This is a genomic window from Meridianimarinicoccus zhengii (assembly GCF_003254465.1).
GTDB classification, from domain to species: Bacteria; Pseudomonadota; Alphaproteobacteria; order Rhodobacterales; family Rhodobacteraceae; genus Meridianimarinicoccus; species Meridianimarinicoccus zhengii.
Genome location: NZ_QDFI01000017.1, coordinates 33,749 through 49,868, shown reverse-complemented (window position 1 = coordinate 49,868; position 16,120 = coordinate 33,749). Strand labels below are relative to the sequence as shown.

At 66.7% G+C, this 16,120-nt stretch carries 10 protein-coding genes; 6 read left to right on the top strand and 4 right to left on the bottom strand.

Going from position 1 to position 16,120, the window contains the following annotated elements; translation table 11 throughout:
• Positions 1–66 precede the first annotated feature (66 nt).
• The gene (locus DDE13_RS07740; protein WP_111403116.1) at positions 67–1,002 is read right to left on the bottom strand and encodes a glucokinase; all 936 of its coding nucleotides are present in this window, start codon (positions 1,000–1,002) and stop codon (positions 67–69) included.
• A gap of 97 nt (positions 1,003–1,099) precedes the next feature.
• On the bottom strand, positions 1,100–2,137 hold the full coding sequence (locus tag DDE13_RS07735; protein ID WP_111403114.1) for a LacI family DNA-binding transcriptional regulator: 1,038 nt from the start codon (positions 2,135–2,137) through the stop codon (positions 1,100–1,102).
• 265 nt (positions 2,138–2,402) lie between these two features.
• Here DDE13_RS07735 and DDE13_RS07730 point away from each other — a divergent pair, with 265 nt between their 5' ends.
• The 6 genes from DDE13_RS07730 (at position 2,403) to guaB (ending at position 10,367) form a co-directional block, all read left to right on the top strand.
• Positions 2,403–3,755, top strand: coding sequence for an ABC transporter substrate-binding protein (locus DDE13_RS07730; RefSeq protein ID WP_111403112.1), 1,353 nt, complete (start codon positions 2,403–2,405; stop codon positions 3,753–3,755).
• A 125-nt stretch (positions 3,756–3,880) separates the two neighbouring features.
• Positions 3,881–4,861, top strand: a complete 981-nt coding sequence (locus DDE13_RS07725) for a carbohydrate ABC transporter permease (RefSeq protein WP_111403110.1) — start codon at positions 3,881–3,883, stop codon at positions 4,859–4,861.
• Between the two features lie 13 nt (positions 4,862–4,874).
• Positions 4,875–6,023 carry a carbohydrate ABC transporter permease gene (locus DDE13_RS07720; protein WP_111403108.1) on the top strand — a complete coding sequence of 383 codons (1,149 nt, stop codon included), beginning with the start codon at positions 4,875–4,877 and terminating at the stop codon, positions 6,021–6,023.
• Positions 6,024–6,049: 26 nt separating this feature from the next.
• A complete protein-coding gene (locus DDE13_RS07715; RefSeq protein ID WP_111403106.1) occupies positions 6,050–7,720 on the top strand; it encodes an alpha-amylase family glycosyl hydrolase in 1,671 nt (556 codons plus the stop codon).
• Between the two features lie 26 nt (positions 7,721–7,746).
• Positions 7,747–8,838: an ABC transporter ATP-binding protein gene (locus tag DDE13_RS07710; protein ID WP_111403104.1), complete on the top strand. Its 1,092-nt coding sequence runs from the start codon at positions 7,747–7,749 to the stop codon at positions 8,836–8,838.
• 77 nt (positions 8,839–8,915) lie between these two features.
• Positions 8,916–10,367, top strand: a complete 1,452-nt coding sequence (gene guaB, locus DDE13_RS07705; RefSeq protein ID WP_111403102.1) for an IMP dehydrogenase — start codon at positions 8,916–8,918, stop codon at positions 10,365–10,367.
• A 70-nt stretch (positions 10,368–10,437) separates the two neighbouring features.
• Here the strand turns inward: guaB and DDE13_RS07700 are convergent, their stop codons facing one another.
• On the bottom strand, positions 10,438–13,104 hold the full coding sequence (locus tag DDE13_RS07700; protein ID WP_111403100.1) for a putative bifunctional diguanylate cyclase/phosphodiesterase: 2,667 nt from the start codon (positions 13,102–13,104) through the stop codon (positions 10,438–10,440).
• A complete protein-coding gene (locus DDE13_RS07695; RefSeq protein WP_111403098.1) occupies positions 13,101–16,031 on the bottom strand; it encodes a chemotaxis protein CheB in 2,931 nt (976 codons plus the stop codon). The genes DDE13_RS07700 and DDE13_RS07695 overlap by 4 nt, the downstream gene beginning before the upstream one ends.
• Positions 16,032–16,120 lie beyond the last annotated feature (89 nt).

Sequence of the window (16,120 nt, the reverse complement as noted above, 5' to 3'; positions counted from 1 at the left end):
GCATCTTGTAGGATTCCTGTATGACTCTTGTAGGACTCCCGTAGGACCCTGCGTGCGGCTTTCGGTTCAGCCGTGGCGCAGGGCGTAGCGGGCGCAGCCCGTCAGCGCGGCGTAATCGTCTTCGACGATCAGCAGCGAGAAATCGCGCAGGAACGGCCCGAAACGGCCCTTGTCGTGGAACGCGTCCGGCAGGCCGTGGGCATCGAAGAACGGGGACATCGCGCGGGCCAGACCGCCGATGAGATAGATGCCGCCCCAGGGCAGATGCACCAGCGCGAGATCCCCCAGCACCCGGCCCAGCGTCGCGCAGAACAGGTCCGCCGTGGCGCGGTCCGTGTCCGAGGGCGCGTCGTTCAGCGCGGCGAGCAGGGATTGCGTCGTGGTGTGCGCCGCGTCCCCCGCCACATGGGCGTTGACAGCCAGAAGGCCGCGGCCCGACAAAGCCTCTTCGACCGAGGCGAAGCCATGGGCGGCTTGCAGCGACAGGGCGAGGGCATGGGAGGCATCGTCGCGCACGGGCAGGCTGATATGACCGCATTCCGAGGGCACCACGTGGACGGGCGCACCGCGCGCCGCGGCATGAACGGGGGCCGCGTTGAACCCGGTGCCCAGGCCCACGACAAGGCGCGGCCCGGCCTCGCGGTCCGGGGCGGGGCCCATCAGCCGCCGGGTCGGCACATCGTCGAGCGCGTGGCCCTGTGCTTCGAGATCGTTTATGACATGGCCGCGCGCCGCCCCGGTGGCATTGCGCAACGTGGCCGGGTCCATCGCCCAGTCGAGATTCGTCATCCGACCCACGCCGCCGCGCACCGGCCCCGCCACGGCGACGCAGGCCGCGGCCACATCGGGGCGGCCCAGCCCATCGAGATAATGGACCAGCACGGCGTCCAGCGACGGGAATTCCGCGTTGCGAAAGCGGGCGACCTCGCGCGGGGTGTCGGGCGTGTCGCAAAGTGCCAGCCGCGTGTTGGTTCCGCCGATATCGGCGACAAGCGTGGTCATCGGGATGGTCCTGTCGGTGAGCGCTATCGGTTCCGTGTAAGCCGTCGTGCGGCCCGTGCCAAGGCGCACCGGGTGGTGGCGTGCGGCGGCGGCGCGTTCAGGCGGACGGGGCGGGGCCGGTGGAGCGCCCGACGATCAGTTCGGCCTCCAGCAGATCCTGCCGCGGCAGGCCGGCGGCGTCATGGGGCCGTTCGATCAGGTCCACCAGCAGTTCCGCGGCGCGCCGCCCGGCCATTCGCACCGAGGAGCGCAGCGCGGTGAACACCGCCTCGGCGCCGCCATTTCGGAAATAGGACAGGTCGTCGTCATAGGTGATGAGCGAGATGTCGCGCCCCAGCCGCACGCCCGCGTCGTCGGCCGCGCGGCGCATCCCGAAGGCGATGATGGTGGACGCGGCCAGCACGGCCGTCGGCGGGTCGGGGCGGGCGAGCAGGGTGCGCATGGCGGCATGGCCGTAGCCTTCGGTCATTTCGTCGGCGAGCAGCAGGTCTGGATCGGGGGTCAGCCCGCGCGCGGCCATGCCTTCGACGAAACCCGCCTGCCGCCGCACGGCATAGCCGAGTTGCGAGCGCCCGTTGACGAGCGCGATGCGCCGGTGCCCGAGATCGATCAGGAATTCGGTGGCGCGCTTGAAGGCGCGGCGGTTGTTCACGTCGACATATGGATAGTCGTCCGGCAGGTCGGTGGCGCGGCCATGGACGACGAAGGGCAGGCCGAGGTCGCGCAGGAGTGCGATGCGCCGGTCGTCGGTGGTCGGCGATTGCAGGATCACCCCGTCCACCATGCGTTTCGCCGCCATGTCGCGGTAGACGCGATCCTCGTCGTCGTCGCCGATCACGGACAGCACGATGTCATAGCCATGGCGCATGTAGGTTTCCGACGCCCCGGCGATGAAATCGGCGAAGACCGGGTTCACGAGTTCGGTCGAGGTCGCCAGCGGGATGACATGGCCGATCGCCATGGCCCGGCCCGTGGCGAGCGCCTTGGCACGGGTGTTGGGGCTGTAGTTATGCGCCCGCGCGGCGGCAAGCACCCGCTGCCGGGTGGCCTGCGCCACCTCGGGATAGCCGTTCAGCGCGCGGCTGACGGTGGTTTGAGACAGGCCGAGACTGGCGGCCAGATCCTTGAGATTCATCGACGGACGGCTTCCAAAACGCTTTCAAATCGAACTCACGCTAAGCCCTGTCCCGTGCAAGGTCAACGAAGGCCATATTCTGCGCTGCGGCGTGACGCGGTCTGAATGTGACAGATTAACAAGGGCTCCCCATGCGGGCGGGATTGACAGGGGCGGCGCGATGGGCGACCCTGTGCTGACCAAAGCGCTTTGAATGTGCTTTGACTCGGGCCGGGTCACGCATTAAGACGGTGGGCACGAGACAACAGGGAACTGGGAGGTTCTGATGACCAAGAGGCTTTGTGCCGGCGCCGCGGTGATCGCGTTTGCCGCCGGGGGTGCGTTCGCGCAGGATTTGCAATTCCCGATAGGCGAAGGCGATTTCAACTGGGATAGTCTGGAAGCCTTTGCGGCGGAGCATGACTATTCGGGGCAGGCGCTGTCGCTGACCGGGCCCTGGACAGGCGAAGATGCGCGGCTGGTCAATTCCGTGCTGGCCTATTTCGCGGACGCGACCGGGGCGGAGATCAACTATTCCGGGTCCGAAAGCTTCGAGCAGGACATCGTGATCGCCGTACAGGCGGGATCGGCGCCGAATATCGGCATCTTCCCGCAGCCGGGGCTGGCATCGGACCTGGCGCGGCGCGGGGCGCTGACGCCGCTGGCGGACGGGACCGGGCAGTGGGTTCTCGACAATTACGCGGCCGGGCAATCTTGGGTCGATCTGGGCACCTATGCGGGGCCGGACGGCGAGGACGATCTGTATGGCTTCTTCTACAAGGTCGATGTGAAGTCGCTCGTCTGGTACGTCCCCGCGATCTTCGAGGAGTTCGGCTACGAGGTGCCGCAGACCATGGAGGAGCTGAAGGCGCTGACCGACCAGATCGTGGCCGACGGCGGCACCCCGTGGTGCATCGGGCTGGGATCAGGCGCCGCGACCGGCTGGCCGGCCACGGATTGGGTCGAGGACATGATGCTGCGCACGCAGCCGCCCGAGGTCTATGACCAGTGGGTGTCCAACGACATGCCGTTCGACGATCCGGCGGTGGTGAACGCCATCGAGGAGTTCGGCTATTTCGCCCGCAACGAAGAGTATGTGTCCGGCGGCAGTCAGGCGGTGGCGACCACGGATTTCCGCGACAGCCCGGCGGGCCTGTTCAACTTCCCGCCCGAGTGCCTGTTGCACAAGCAGGCGACCTTCATCCCGACCTTCTTCCCGGAAGGGACGCAGATGGGGGAGGACGTGGATTTCTTCTACTTCCCCGCCTATGAGAGCGAGGATCTGGGCCAGCCGGTGCTGGGGGCGGGGACGCTCTTTGCCATCACCAACGACGCGCCGGTGGCGCACGGGCTGATCGAGTTCCTGAAGACGCCGCTGGCGCACGAGATCTGGATGGCGCAGTCCGGGTTCCTGACGCCCTATACCGCGGCCAATGTGGATGTCTTCGCCAACGATTCGCAGCGGGCGCTGAACGAGATCCTGACCAACGCGACGACCTTCCGCTTCGATGCGTCGGACCTGATGCCCGGCGAGATCGGCGCGGGCGCGTTCTGGACGGGGATGGTGGATTACGTGTCCGGGACCGATGCGGGCGAGGTCGCGTCGAACATCCAGGCGCGCTGGGACGACATCAACTGAGCGCCCCGGCCACGTGACACGGGGCGGGCCTGCACGCGGGCCCGCCCGAGACCGAGGCGCGCGGGTCCGCGCAAGCACGACAGCGCAGGACCCGCGCGACCACCCAGAGCCTTGGAGGGGGCGGCATGCATCCATTCCTGAGCGGTATCGTGACCATCCTGATTGGGGTCGGCGGCTGCGTCGCGTATTTCTATTTCTCGAACCTCGTTCTCGACAAGGTGATCTTCCCGGCCCAGGGGCCGCGCGCGGGGCACAACATCAACCGCGCGAACCAGTGGCGGCCGTGGCTGTTCCTGTTCCCGGCGATCTTCGTGCTGGGGCTGTATCTGGTCTATCCCGTCGTGGGGTCGTTCCTGCGGTCGCTCTATAACCGGGCGGGGGATGAATTCATCGGGCTTGGCAACTATGCCACCCTGTTCGGGTCCGAGGCGTTCCGGCAGGCGTTCCTGAACAATCTTCTGTGGGTGATCTTCGTGCCCGCCGCCGCCACCTTCTTCGGGCTGATCGCGGCGCAGCTGACCGACCGGCTGTCCTGGGGCAACATCGCCAAGTCGCTGATCTTCATGCCGATGGCGATCAGCTTCGTCGGGGCGTCGCTGATCTGGAAATTCGTCTACGCGGTGGATGGCGATATCGGGCTCATCAACGCGATCCGCGCGGCGCTGTTCGGGTCCGAACCGGTGGACGTGCTCCAGATCCCGTTCTGGAACAACTTCTTCCTGATGTTCATCCTCGTGTGGATCCAGACCGGGTTCTGCATGGTGATCCTGTCCGCCGCGCTGCGCGGCATCCCCGAGGAAACGGTGGAGGCCGCGATCATCGACGGCGCCAACCCGTTCCAGGTGTTCTTCAAGATCAAGGTGCCGCAGATCATGCCCACAATCGTCGTCGTGTGGACCACGGTCACGGTGCTGGTGCTGAAGGTCTTCGACATCGTCTATGCCATGACGGGCGGCAATTTCGGGACCGAGATCCTGCCCAGCTACATGATGAGCTTCATGTTCCGCGACGACGGGCGCGCGACCGCGGTCGCCTTCGTCATCATGGTCGTGGTGCTGCCGGTGATGGTCTGGAACATCGTCCAGGCGCGCCGGGAAATGCGCTGAGGAGGTCGGGAACATGGACAATATCGCAGGCAAGAAATCGAGCCTTTCCATCGCCACCCATCTGTCGGTGCTGGCGCTGGTGCTGATCTGGCTGATCCCCACGGTGGGGTTGCTGGTGTCGTCGTTCCGCGACCGCGACCAGATCTCGGCCTCGGGCTGGTGGCAGGCGCCGTTCTCGGTGGAACTGACCTTCCGCACCGCGGCGGGCGGGGATGCCGCGCAGATCGACGGGGACTGGGTGCTGAGCGGCAACATCTTCGACGATCCCGAGTTGCAGGAAACCTTCGGCAGCGGCGCAGGGCAGGTCACGGCGTTCAGCGTGTCGGCCTTCGATCCGCGCGCGGCGGTCGCGGGCACGGAGATCGAGACCCGCGACGGGGCCATGCTGACCGTCAACCCGGACGGGACCTATCGGCTGGTCAGCGCGGAGGAGCCATCGGGCACCCAGCGAATCTATTTCGCGGCCAAGACGCCGCCGCAGTTCACCCTGGCGAATTACCGGCAGGTGTTGACCGCTGACAACATGGACCGCGCCTTCATCAACACGATGACGGTGACGATCCCCGCGACGATCATCCCGATCCTGATCGCGGCTTTCGCGGCGTACGCGCTGGCGTGGATGGATTTTCCGGGGCGCGGCTGGCTGATCGCCGCGGTGGTCGGGCTGCTGGTCGTGCCCTTGCAGCTGGCGTTGGTGCCGATGCTGAATTTCCACAATTCCATCGGGGTGGGGCAGAGTTTTCTTGGCATATGGTTCGCGCACACGGCGTTCGGCATGCCGCTCGCGGTCTATCTGTTGCGCAACTACATGGTCGGCTTGCCGCGCGACATCATCGAGTCCGCCAAGGTGGACGGGGCCACGGATTTCCAGGTCTTCACCAAGATCGTGCTGCCCCTGAGCCTGCCGGCGCTCGCCGCGTTCTCGATCTTCCAGTTCCTGTGGACATGGAACGACCTGCTGGTGGCCAAGGTGTTCCTGCCGTCGTCCGACGACGCCAAGGTGATGACCGTCAAGATCGCCGACGACCTGCTGGGGTCGCGCGGCGGCGACTGGGGCATCCTTGCCACCGCGGCCTTCGTGTCCATCGCCGTGCCGCTGGTCGTGTTCTTCACCATGCAGCGGTTCCTCGTGCGCGGCCTGCTGGCCGGGTCCGTGAAGTGACTGACAAGTAACCGGAGTACGATTCCATGGTTCATCTCGAACCCCGCCCGGCGCCCCATCGGCCCGCCGGGCCCGTCGATCCAGACTGGTGGCGCGGCGCCGCGATCTACCAGATCTATCCCCGGTCCTTTCAGGACAGCAACAATGACGGCATCGGCGATCTGGCGGGCATCATCCACCGTCTGGAACACGTGGCGAAGCTGGGCGTGGATGCGATCTGGATCTCGCCCTTCTTCCGGTCGCCCATGCTGGATTTCGGCTATGACGTGTCGGATTACCGCGACGTGGACCCGATGTTCGGCAGCCTGGGCGATTTCGACGCGCTGATCGACCGGGCGCACGGGCTGGGGCTGAAGGTGCTGATCGACCTTGTCATGAGCCACACGAGCGACCAGCACCCGTGGTTCAAGGAAAGCCGGTCGAGCCGCGACAATGCGCGCGCCGACTGGTATGTCTGGGCCGACGCCAAGCCCGATGGCAGCCCGCCCAACAACTGGCTGTCGATCTTCGGCGGCAGCGCGTGGGAATGGGACGGGGAGCGGATGCAGTATTACCTGCACAACTTCCTGACCCAGCAGCCGGACCTGAACTTCCATTGCGCGGCCGTGCAGGAGGAGATGCTGCGGATATCGCGCTACTGGCTGGACCGGGGCGTCGACGGATTCCGGCTGGACACGGTGAATTTCTATTTCCATGACCGGCAGTTGCGGGACAACCCGCCGCTTGCGCCGGAGGATCGCAACGAGAACACGGCGCCCGCGGTGAACCCCTACAATTTCCAGGATCACCTGTACGACAAGACCCAGCCCGAGAATATCGGCTTCCTGCGGCGTCTGCGCGCGGTGATGGACGACTATCCCGGCACCACCAGCGTGGGCGAGGTCGGCGAAAGCCAGCGCGGCACGCAGGTGCAGGCGGAATACACCGCCGGGGACGACCTGCTGCACATGTGCTACGATTTCGACTTCCTGTCGAACGTCTATCCGTCGGGCGGGCAGGTGGCGCAGGTGCTGGAACGCTACATGCGGATCGTGACCGAGGGCTGGGCCTGCTGGGCCTATTCCAACCATGACGTGGTGCGGCACACGACCCGCTGGGGGCTTGGCGATGCCGCGGCGCGGGCCTATGCCGGGCTTCTGATGTCGATCCGCGGCTCGGTGTGCCTGTACCAGGGCGAGGAACTGGGACTGGGCGAGGCCTATGTCGCCTACGAGGATCTGCAGGACCCCTATGGCAAGCGGTTCTGGCCCAAGTTCAAGGGGCGCGACGGCTGCCGCACGCCGATGCCGTGGTCGGCGGACGCCGCCCATGGCGGCTTTACCGAGGCGCATCCGTGGCTGCCGGTGGCGATGGAGCATCTGGGCCATGCGGTATCGAAGCAGGAGCGCGACCCGGGCAGCATGCTTCAGTTCTATCGCGCGATGCTGGGTTTCCGGCAGGCGCACGCGGCGCTGCGCAAGGGCGGCATGACCATCGTCGCCGCCAAGGATGATGCGATCTCGTTCGTCCGCGACCATGACGGTGAGGAGGTGTTCTGCGCCTTCAACCTGTCGGACAAGCCGCAGGACGTGGCGCTGCCGGACGGGGACTGGACCATCGACCGCGGCGCACCGTTCCGCGTGGAAGAGACCGCGGGGGGGCTTCGCCTGCCCGCATGGCAGGCCGTGTTCGCGCTGCGCCGCACGGACGAGACCTGAGCGCGGGCATTGAGGGAGGGACAAACATGGCCGAACTGAACCTGAAGGATGTCGCGAAGGCCTATGGCGAGGTCAGGGTGCTGAGCGACATCAATCTCGACATCGAGAAGGGCGAGCTGATCGTCTTCGTCGGTCCGTCGGGCTGCGGCAAGTCCACGCTGCTGCGGATGATCGCGGGGCTGGAGAAGATCACCGGCGGCACGCTGGAGATCGAGGGCGAGGTGATGAACGACGTGCCGCCCGCGCAACGCGGGATCGCAATGGTGTTCCAGTCCTACGCGCTTTATCCGCACATGACGGTGCGCGACAACATGAGCTTCGCGCTGAAGATCGCCAAGAAGAGCAAGGACGAGATCGACGCGGCGGTGAACAAGGCCGCGAAGATCCTGCAACTGGAGCCGTATCTCGACCGGTTGCCCAAGGCGCTGTCGGGCGGGCAGCGCCAGCGCGTGGCGATCGGGCGGTCCATCGTGCGCGATCCGAAGGTGTACCTGTTCGACGAACCGCTGTCGAACCTCGATGCCGCGTTGCGGGTGGCGACGCGGATCGAGATCGCGCAGCTGAAGGAATCGATGCCCGACAGCACGATGATCTACGTCACCCACGACCAGGTGGAGGCGATGACGCTGGCCACGCGCATCGTGGTGCTGGCGGGCGGCGGGATCAGCCAGGTCGGCACGCCGCTGGACCTGTACGAACGCCCGCAGAACACGTTCGTGGCGCAGTTCATCGGCTCGCCCGCCATGAACCTGATGGATGCCGAGGTGACGGGAACGGGCCAGCACACCACCGTCCGCACCGCCGGGGGCGAGGTGACGGCGCATGTGCCGTCGGCCGACAACCTGATGGGGGCGAAGGTCAAACTGGGCGTGCGGCCCGAGGACCTGGTGGTGGCGGAGGACGGCGCGCCGGGTTTCGTGCCCTTCGACGTGGAGATCTCGGAACGGCTGGGCGACGTGACGGTGATGTACTCCAACACCGGCGGCGCGGAAGGCAAGCAGATGGTCGCCAAGCTGCCGGGCATCGTGCATGTCGAGCGGGGCACCAAGCTGGCCCTGACGGCGGCGCCGGAAAAGCTGCATCTGTTCCACAAGGGGACATCACTGCACTACCTGTAGGGGCGATTGGCTCTTTCGCCCCTGCCGCTTCCATGCGATAGGGACGCGCCAACCGATACATCCCGCAGGAGACCCCTATGGAGATTCGCGAGGCGCTGACCTTCGACGATGTTCTGCTTCTTCCCGCCGCTTCCTCGGTGATGCCGTCGCAGGCGGATACCGGGACGCAGGTGACGCGGTCTATCCGGCTGAACGTGCCGATCATGTCCTCGGCCATGGATACGGTGACGGAAAGCCGCATGGCCATCGCCGTGGCCCAGGTCGGCGGGATCGGGGTGATCCACCGCAATCTCGGGGTGCAGGAACAGGCCGACGAGGTTCGGCGCGTGAAGCGGTTCGAATCCGGCATCGTCTACAACCCCGTCACGCTGACCCCCGACCAGACGCTGGCCGACGCCAAGGCGCTGGCCGCGCGCTACAAGGTCACGGGGTTTCCCGTGGTCGATGACGCGGGCCGGGTCGTCGGGATCGTGACCAACCGCGACATGCGCTTCGCCACCGATGACGCGACGCCGGTGCGGGTGATGATGACATCGGACCGGCTGGCGATGCTGCGCGAACCGGCGGAGCTGGAAGAGGCGCGCGACCTGATGAAGGCGCGCCGCATCGAGAAGCTGCTGGTCGTGGATGGCGACGGCAAGCTGACCGGCCTTCTGACGCTGAAGGATACCGAGCAGGCGGTCCTGAACCCGCAGGCCTGCAAGGACGACCTTGGCCGCCTGCGCGTGGCCGCGGCGACCAGCGTGGGCGATGCGGGGTATGAACGGGCCGAGGCGCTGATCGATGCCGGGATCGACATGGTGGTGGTGGACACCGCCCATGGCCATTCCGCCGCCGTGTCGGATGTCGTGCGCCGGATCAAGATGTTGTCGAACTCGGTCCAGGTGGTGGCGGGCAATGTCGCCACCGCCGACGCCACCCGCGCGCTGATCGATGCCGGCGCGGACGCGGTGAAGGTCGGGATCGGGCCGGGGTCGATCTGCACCACGCGGATGGTCGCGGGCGTCGGCGTGCCGCAACTGACCGCGATCATGGATTGCGCCCGCGCCGCCGAAGCCGCGGGCGTGCCGGTGATCGCCGATGGCGGGATCAAGTTCTCGGGCGATTTCGCCAAGGCCATCGCGGCGGGGGCCCAGTGCGCGATGATCGGATCGATGCTGGCGGGCACGGATGAAAGCCCCGGCGAGGTGATCCTGTACCAGGGCCGGCAGTTCAAGTCCTATCGCGGGATGGGGAGCCTTGCGGCGATGGCGCGCGGGTCGGCGGACCGCTATTTCCAGAAGGATGCCGCCAGCGACAAGCTGGTGCCCGAAGGGATCGAGGGGCAGGTGCCCTACAAGGGGCCTGCGGCGGCGGTGATCCACCAGCTTGTGGGCGGGTTGCGCGCGGCGATGGGCTATACCGGCTGCGCGACGATCGAGGAGATGCGCCGCGACTGCCAGTTCGTGCGCATCACCGGGGCGGGGCTGAAGGAAAGCCATGTCCACGACGTGCAGATCACGCGGGAAAGCCCCAACTACTCGGCCTGACCCGCGGCGGCGGGGCGCCGTCGATGCAACCGGGGGGCGATCCGCCCCCCCTGCGGCGCGGCAACGTCCGTCAGCCGTTCAGGAAGCGGGTTTCGAATTCGACCTTGGGCAAGGCCCCTGACACGAGGAAACCCTGGCCGATATCGCAGCCGATGCCGGACAGGATCCTGACCTGGCTGTCCCTTTCGACGCCTTCGGCCACGGTCAGGTAGCCAAGCCGCTTGCCGAGGCCCACCATCGCTTCCACCAGCACGTTGGCATCCGGGTCGATGTCGAGCGCGCGTACGAAGGCCGCATCCAGCTTGAGCGTCGTGATCGGCAGGGATTGCAGGTAGGACATGTTGCTGTAACCCTTTCCGAAATCGTCCACGGCCAGCGACACCCCCATCCCGGCCAGCGCGTGCAGGTTGCGCAAAACCGTGTCGCTGGGCTGCGCCATGTGCTGTTCGGTCAGTTCGATCTGAAGCGCGACTGCGTCGGGCCCCCCGCCCCGCGGTGCGGACACAAGCCCCGCCTGCACCATCATCTGCCGCAGCCTGCCGGACCAGTTGGCCGCGGTGATGTCGACGGCGGTCTGGTTGACGGACATGGTCCAGCCGTCGCGGCACAGGCCCCGGCGCTGCCAGTCCGCAAGGGTGCCGATCGCCTCCTGCAGGACGAAATGATCCAGTTGCGCGATCAGCCCCCCGAGTTCCATGGAGGGCAGGAATTCGCCCGGCTGGATCAGGCCGAAGCCGGGGCGGTTCCAGCGCACCAGCGCCTCGGCCCCGCAGACGCGCCTGTCGTGAAGCCGGAAGATGGGCTGGTAATGCAGCTCGATCTCGCCATTGCCGAGCGCGGGCACCACCGCGTTGCGCATGTTCAGCGACTGCGCGGCCTGTTCGCCCAGTTTCGGGTCGTAAAGGGCGATACGGTCCCGGCCGGAAGCCTTGGCGCTGTACATCGCGGTGTCGGCGTGGCGCAGCAGGTCTTCGACCGTCGTGCCGTGATCGGGATAGAGCGCGACCCCGAAGGACGCGCTGGCCTGGTAATCGGCGAGCCCGTCGAGATCGAAGGGGCGGCGCACGGCCTCGGCGAAGCGGGCGACGGTTTCATGAGCATGGGCCGCCGTCAGGCCGGGCAGGAGCAGCACGAATTCGTCGCCCCCGATCCGCGCCAGCAGGTCGTCGCCGCGCAGGATCGCGGAAAGGCGCCCCGCCAGCGTCTTGAGCAGCCGGTCGCCTGCGGTATGGCCCAGGCTGTCGTTGATCGCCTTGAACCGATCGAGATCCATGAACACGACACCGAGCGACCGGGACCCGACCCGCGCGAAGGCGATCAGGTCGGCCATCTGGTCCATCAGCTCGACGCGATTGGGCAGCCCGGTGAGATGGTCGAAATGGGCGAGCCGCATGTTCTCGCTCTCGATCTCGCGCACATGGGTCAGGTCAGTCTGCACGGCCACGTACCCGGCGCGCTGCCCCGCAGCGTCGTTGAGCTGATTGATCGAGAACCAGACCACGACATCGCGGCCCGACGCGGCCCGCTGCATGACCTCGCCCGCCCACTTGCCGTGGAGGTTCAGGCCCGAGCGGATCTTGCGCAGGACATTACGGCTTTCGCGTTCGAGCAGGAAGCCGTCGATGTGGTGGCCCTTCACGCCGTCGGCGCGGAACCCCATCATCCGCTCGAATGCGGGGTTCACCATCTCGATCCGGAGATCCGCGTCCAGCAGCACGATCCCGTCGGAGGATTGTTCGAAGACCTGTTCGCTCAGGCGGCGCATCTTCGCCTCTTCCACGGTGCGCGTGATGTCGGCGGAGATCGTGGCGATCCCCGTGATCCGGCCACCGGGGGAGACGATTGGGAATTTCGTCGTCTCGAACACGCGCCGCAGCGGGTGCGCGCCGGGCTGGCTGGCGGCGATGCAATGGCGGCTTTCGCGGAAACGCACCGCCTTGCCCGTGCGGGCGATCCGGGTGTCCCAGTTCTCGTGGAACACCGCCTCTTCTGCGGGCAGCACGGCAAGACGCGGCTGGCCCACGACCTGGTCGGGACTGTGTCCGACCGACGCGGCGAAGGCGGTGCTCGCCTGCGTAAAATGGCCCGCGGGGTCGGTCACCCAGGTCAGCATCTCGGTCCGGTCGATGAGCAGGCGGAGCGTTTCGACCTCGTGCTGCGTGTCGTTGCGGCTGGGTTCGAAGACGATGAGACGCCTGTCATCGTCGCGCAGCCGCACGCAGAGGCAATGGGCACGCACCGGCCCGGACACGGCACCGGCTGCACCCGCCTGCGGCACCGTGCCGGTCAGCGCGAAGGGCGCCGTCACCGCGGCGCTGTCCCGTTCGGCCCGTGCCATGGTGCGGCGCAGCATGTCGAAATCCTGCCGCGTCATGGCCGTGGCGAGGATATTGCGCGGCAGCCCCGGATTGCGCGGCGGCCCGAACAGGGCGGCCGCCCGGTCGTTCTGTTCCAGCACATGGAGATCCAGGGTGACCCGGACGGCCGGCAGCGGGAGCTTGCGAAAGACGAGCGCGTCCAGCGACAGCGCGGCGAGCGCTTCGGTCTGCACCTGGAGGATATCGTCGAGTGCTGCCCGCTGTTCGTCCAGATGCACCGCGAGCCGGTCCAGGAGATGCGGCACCGCCTGCCTGTCCCGCTCGTCCAGCATCGCCCGCGCCAGCACCCCGCGCAGCCGGTGCAGGATGGCGGGCGCGTCGCCGTCCCCGCCATCCCCCCCGTCCGGGACGCTGGTCACGCGGGGTTCTCTTTCTGCCACTCCGTGACGTCCACGTGGCTGACCACCGCGCCACCGAAATCGCCACCGAGCGGGCGCGCATTCATCACGAACCACGCCCGTTCGTCCCGCCCGTGGCACGGATAGAAGAGCGAGAACTCGGATATCTTTCCCGCGAGCAGATCCCCGAGCCCGGTTCGCGCCTTTTCGGCGAAGGTGCTGTCGGGCGCGCCCTGTTCGACCCGGCAGACATCGAGATAGTTCACGCCGACCGCCTCGTACCGCTCGCCCGGATCGCCCGCGTTGCGCCCGAATTCCTTCCAAGCGTGATTGACCATGAGGATCGTGCCCTGCGAGTCCAGCACCGCGATATGCTCGGCCAGGCTGTCGATGACGGCCTGAAGCCGCAGCCGGGCGCGCATGTCGGTCGTGTCGAGGAGCGTCAGCACCGCCCCGTATTCGCTGGAGGAGGGCACCTTGTAGGGGATCATCTTCACAAGGAATGTCCGGCCCGCCGCGCCCGTGACCTCGGTCTCGATCTCGAAATGCGACTGCAGTGTCCGGCGCAGGTCGGACATCAGCGCCGGGTAATCGAGCGTGTGGTTCAGTTCCCCGAGCGGCCGGCCGATATCGGTGTCGCGCAGGCTGAAGATGCCGGCCGTGCCCGGACTGAACCGCGTCACGCATATGTCTGCGTCCACGAAGATCGCGCCGGTCGACACGATCTGCGTCAGGTTGTCGAGATCGGCATTCAGCCGGTTCAGGATCTGGATCTTTTCCTGGTACTCGGCATTGACCGTGTTCAGTTCCTCGTTGACCGATTGCAATTCCTCGTTGGAGCTTTGCAGTTCCTCGTTCGAGGCCATCATTTCTTCGTTCGTGGCCTGCAATTCCTCGTTCGAGGCTTCAAGCTCCTCGATGGTGGCCTGGAGGTTTTCGCGCGTGGCGGCGAGCTCGTTCTCGAGGATCTCGACGCGCTCCGAGGCCTCGTCCATCACGTTGACGGGATCGCTGCCCGTTCCGGCGCCGTCGGGTTGCAATTCCTCGAACACCAGCAGGCCCAGCGTTTCGCCGTCGCGTTCGCCGGCGGGCACGGCATGCAGGCGAACGCGCTGGCGGTTCCCGTCCTCGTCCTCGAACCGCACCGGGTCCGACGCCGTCCTTTCGCGGGTCCGCGCCAGCCTGAACAGCACCGCCGACGCGACGGGCACGAGCGATGTCGGCAACATGCGGCTGAGGTCGAGCCGCGCCGCGCCTTCGCGCACCCGCAGGAATTGCTGCACCTTTCCGTAGGAATGGACGATTTCCTGCCGCTCGTTCACCAGCACGGCGGGCGGCGGTCCGAACCCGTCCATCAGCGACTTGTACCCAAGCTCGACGGCGGATTTCGGCACGCGGTTGAACGTCACCGGGGCGGTGGCCCTGTACGATCCCTGGCCCGACCGCGGCGCCGCATCCGAGGCGATGTCGCGCAGCGGGATCCGGGATTCCCGCTGCTTCTGCCAGATCCTGTGGCGCTGGCAGACGGTGCCGAAATCCCCCTGTGCCGCGCCGAGCGTTTCCGACGAGCCGAGGAACAGAAAGCCCTGCATCCGCAGCGCATATTGCAGCTTGCGCAGCACGCGGTCCTGCGCCGCGGTCTTGAAATAGATCAGCATGTTGCGGCAGATCGCCAGGTCGAGCTTCGTGAAGGGCGGGTCGGCCAGAAGATTGTGCCGCGCGAACACGATGGACTGGCGCAGATCCGGGCGCACCTGAAGCTGGTCGCCGCGCCGCAGGAAATACTTGTCGACCCGGCCGGGCCCGATCTCGGCCTCGATCGAGGCGGGGTAGATGCCCGCCGCGGCGAGATCCACGTTGGCCTGTTCGACATCCGTGGCGAAGACCTTGAACTGTGGCCATTTCCGGGCCGTATCGAAGGCTTCGAGGAACATCATCGCGATGCTGTAGGCTTCTTCGCCCGTGGACGTGCCAACGGACCAGATGCGGATGGCATCCCCGCTCGCCTTGCCCGCGACAAGCGGCTGAACGACCTTTTCCGACAGGGTTTCGAACGCGTCCGGGTCACGGAAAAAGCGGGTCACCGGGATGAGAAGCTCACGTTTCAGCAGGCGCTGTTCGTCGGGATCGGCTTGAAGAAGCCGGTAATACCCGTCGAGATCGGCTGTCTGGCGCACCGACATCCGCCGTTCGATCCGGCGGTTGACGGTGCCGGGCTTGTAGTCCTCGAAATTGACGTGGCCGGAGCGCATCAACAGGTGGACAATCCCGGACATGGGATCGTCCGGCCCGTCGTAATCGTCCACATGCGGGGCGTCGCCTGCGCGGATCTGGACCGGCTGGCTGGTCAGATGCGCCGTCAGGCGTTCGCCGATGCCGTCCACCGGCAGCACCGCATCCACGAGCCCGGTGGCGATCACGCTGCGGGGCATCCCGTCGAACCGGGCATCGGCCGGGTCCTGGGCGATGAGAAAACCGCCCGCCTCGTTGATCGCACCCGCACCGCGCGTGCCGTCGGACCCGGTGCCCGAAAGGACCACGCCGACCGCATGATCGCCGTAATGCGGGGCCATCGAATGGAAGAATTCGTCGATGGGCAAGGTCAGGACGCGCGGTGCCTTGGGCGTCAGGCGCAACTGGCGGCCTTCGACCTTCATGATCGCGCCGGGCGGGATCAGGAACACCGTGTTCGGCGCAAGCGGCATGTCGTCCTCGACCGTGACGACCGGCATCGCGGTGTGCCGCGCCAGAAGCGAGGCCATCATGCTCTTGTGGTCGGGCGACAGGTGCTGGATGACGACGAAGGCTGCGCCGGTATCGTTCGGCATCCCCTGGAACAACCGTTCCAGCGCATCGAGCCCCCCGGCGGACGCGCCTATCGCAACGACGAAGTGCTTCTCGCCGGCATCGGCATGATCGTCCCAGGCCGCCACTCGTGTCCCCTGCATCACATCTGCACGGTTATTGCGCGGCGGTTTTGTCCGTGCAACCCTTTCGGGAACGGCTCGCCGGACCGAAGGGGCGGGCCGCAACCGGG

What these genes read in the sequence shown, in the direction of transcription:
- DDE13_RS07740 (WP_111403116.1), bottom strand. Translation starts at nt 1,002, where the DNA reads ATGACCACGCTTGTCGCCGATATCGGCGGAACCAACACGCGGCTGGCA.
- DDE13_RS07735 (WP_111403114.1), bottom strand. Translation starts at nt 2,137, where the DNA reads ATGAATCTCAAGGATCTGGCCGCCAGTCTCGGCCTGTCTCAAACCACC.
- DDE13_RS07730 (WP_111403112.1), top strand. Translation starts at nt 2,403, where the DNA reads ATGACCAAGAGGCTTTGTGCCGGCGCCGCGGTGATCGCGTTTGCCGCC.
- DDE13_RS07725 (WP_111403110.1), top strand. Translation starts at nt 3,881, where the DNA reads ATGCATCCATTCCTGAGCGGTATCGTGACCATCCTGATTGGGGTCGGC.
- DDE13_RS07720 (WP_111403108.1), top strand. Translation starts at nt 4,875, where the DNA reads ATGGACAATATCGCAGGCAAGAAATCGAGCCTTTCCATCGCCACCCAT.
- DDE13_RS07715 (WP_111403106.1), top strand. Translation starts at nt 6,050, where the DNA reads ATGGTTCATCTCGAACCCCGCCCGGCGCCCCATCGGCCCGCCGGGCCC.
- DDE13_RS07710 (WP_111403104.1), top strand. Translation starts at nt 7,747, where the DNA reads ATGGCCGAACTGAACCTGAAGGATGTCGCGAAGGCCTATGGCGAGGTC.
- guaB (WP_111403102.1), top strand. Translation starts at nt 8,916, where the DNA reads ATGGAGATTCGCGAGGCGCTGACCTTCGACGATGTTCTGCTTCTTCCC.
- DDE13_RS07695 (WP_111403098.1), bottom strand. Translation starts at nt 16,031, where the DNA reads ATGCAGGGGACACGAGTGGCGGCCTGGGACGATCATGCCGATGCCGGC.